Genomic DNA, 2,583 nt, shown 5'->3' with positions numbered 1-2,583 from the left:
GTTTCGTCTTCACACACCGCAATCTGGTCTCTGTCGAGTTCACAGATTGCTTGGGTGTTATATGGTCAAGCCTCACGGGCAATTAGTATTGGTTAGCTCAACGCCTCACAGCGCTTACACACCCAACCTATCAACGTCGTAGTCTTCGACGGCCCTTCAGGGGACTCAAGGTCCCAGTGAGATCTCATCTTGAGGCTAGTTTCCCGCTTAGATGCTTTCAGCGGTTATCTATTCCGAACATAGCTACCCGGCAATGCCACTGGCGTGACAACCGGAACACCAGAGGTTCGTCCACTCCGGTCCTCTCGTACTAGGAGCAGCCCCTCTCAAATCTCAAACGTCCACGGCAGATAGGGACCGAACTGTCTCACGACGTTCTAAACCCAGCTCGCGTACCACTTTAAATGGCGAACAGCCATACCCTTGGGACCGGCTTCAGCCCCAGGATGTGATGAGCCGACATCGAGGTGCCAAACACCGCCGTCGATATGAACTCTTGGGCGGTATCAGCCTGTTATCCCCGGAGTACCTTTTATCCGTTGAGCGATGGCCCTTCCATACAGAACCACCGGATCACTAAGACCTACTTTCGTACCTGCTCGACGTGTCTGTCTCGCAGTCAAGCGCGCTTTTGCCTTTATACTCTACGACCGATTTCCGACCGGTCTGAGCGCACCTTCGTACTCCTCCGTTACTCTTTAGGAGGAGACCGCCCCAGTCAAACTACCCACCATACACTGTCCTCGATCCGGATAACGGACCTGAGTTAGAACCTCAAAGTTGCCAGGGTGGTATTTCAAGGATGGCTCCACGCGAACTGGCGTCCACGCTTCAAAGCCTCCCACCTATCCTACACAAGCAAATTCAAAGTCCAGTGCAAAGCTATAGTAAAGGTTCACGGGGTCTTTCCGTCTAGCCGCGGATACACTGCATCTTCACAGCGATTTCAATTTCACTGAGTCTCGGGTGGAGACAGCGCCGCCATCGTTACGCCATTCGTGCAGGTCGGAACTTACCCGACAAGGAATTTCGCTACCTTAGGACCGTTATAGTTACGGCCGCCGTTTACCGGGGCTTCGATCAAGAGCTTCGCGTTAGCTAACCCCATCAATTAACCTTCCGGCACCGGGCAGGCGTCACACCCTATACGTCCACTTTCGTGTTTGCAGAGTGCTGTGTTTTTAATAAACAGTCGCAGCGGCCTGGTATCTTCGACCGGCATGGGCTTACGCAGTAAATGCTTAACCCTCACCGGCGCACCTTCTCCCGAAGTTACGGTGCCATTTTGCCTAGTTCCTTCACCCGAGTTCTCTCAAGCGCCTTGGTATTCTCTACCCAACCACCTGTGTCGGTTTGGGGTACGGTTCCTGGTTACCTGAAGCTTAGAAGCTTTTCTTGGAAGCATGGCATCAACCACTTCGTCGTCTAAAAGACAACTCGTCATCAGCTCTCGGCCTTGAAACCCCGGATTTACCTAAGATTTCAGCCTACCACCTTAAACTTGGACAACCAACGCCAAGCTGGCCTAGCCTTCTCCGTCCCTCCATCGCAATAACCAGAAGTACAGGAATATTAACCTGTTTTCCATCGACTACGCTTTTCAGCCTCGCCTTAGGGACCGACTAACCCTGCGTCGATTAACGTTGCGCAGGAAACCTTGGTCTTTCGGCGTGGGTGTTTTTCACACCCATTGTCGTTACTCATGTCAGCATTCGCACTTCTGATACCTCCAGCAAGCTTCTCAACTCACCTTCACAGGCTTACAGAACGCTCCTCTACCGCATCACCTAAGTGATACCCGTAGCTTCGGTGTATGGTTTGAGCCCCGTTACATCTTCCGCGCAGGCCGACTCGACTAGTGAGCTATTACGCTTTCTTTAAAGGGTGGCTGCTTCTAAGCCAACCTCCTAGCTGTCTAAGCCTTCCCACATCGTTTCCCACTTAACCATAACTTTGGGACCTTAGCTGACGGTCTGGGTTGTTTCCCTTTTCACGACGGACGTTAGCACCCGCCGTGTGTCTCCCATGCTCGGCACTTGTAGGTATTCGGAGTTTGCATCGGTTTGGTAAGTCGGGATGACCCCCTAGCCGAAACAGTGCTCTACCCCCTACAGTGATACATGAGGCGCTACCTAAATAGCTTTCGAGGAGAACCAGCTATCTCCGAGCTTGATTAGCCTTTCACTCCGATCCACAGGTCATCCGCTAACTTTTCAACGGTAGTCGGTTCGGTCCTCCAGTTAGTGTTACCCAACCTTCAACCTGCCCATGGATAGATCGCCCGGTTTCGGGTCTATTCCCAGCGACTAGACGCCCTATTAAGACTCGCTTTCGCTACGCCTCCCCTATTCGGTTAAGCTCGCCACTGAAAATAAGTCGCTGACCCATTATACAAAAGGTACGCAGTCACCCAACAAAGTGGGCTCCCACTGCTTGTACGCATACGGTTTCAGGATCTATTTCACTCCCCTCTCCGGGGTTCTTTTCGCCTTTCCCTCACGGTACTAGTTCACTATCGGTCAGTCAGTAGTATTTAGCCTTGGAGGATGGTCCCCCCATATTCAGACAAAGTTTCTCGTGCTC

The 2,583-nt window shown here is 52.1% G+C and carries 1 rRNA gene; it reads right to left on the bottom strand.

The features are described from left to right. Positions 1 to 61 precede the first annotated feature (61 nt). A 23S ribosomal RNA gene (locus tag RG836_RS18185) occupies positions 62 to 2,583 on the bottom strand; the annotation flags it as partial.

The organism is Pseudomonas rhizozeae, assembly GCF_031583775.1.
Taxonomy (GTDB): domain Bacteria; phylum Pseudomonadota; class Gammaproteobacteria; order Pseudomonadales; family Pseudomonadaceae; genus Aquipseudomonas.
This window is presented reverse-complemented; position numbering and strand designations above follow the sequence as displayed.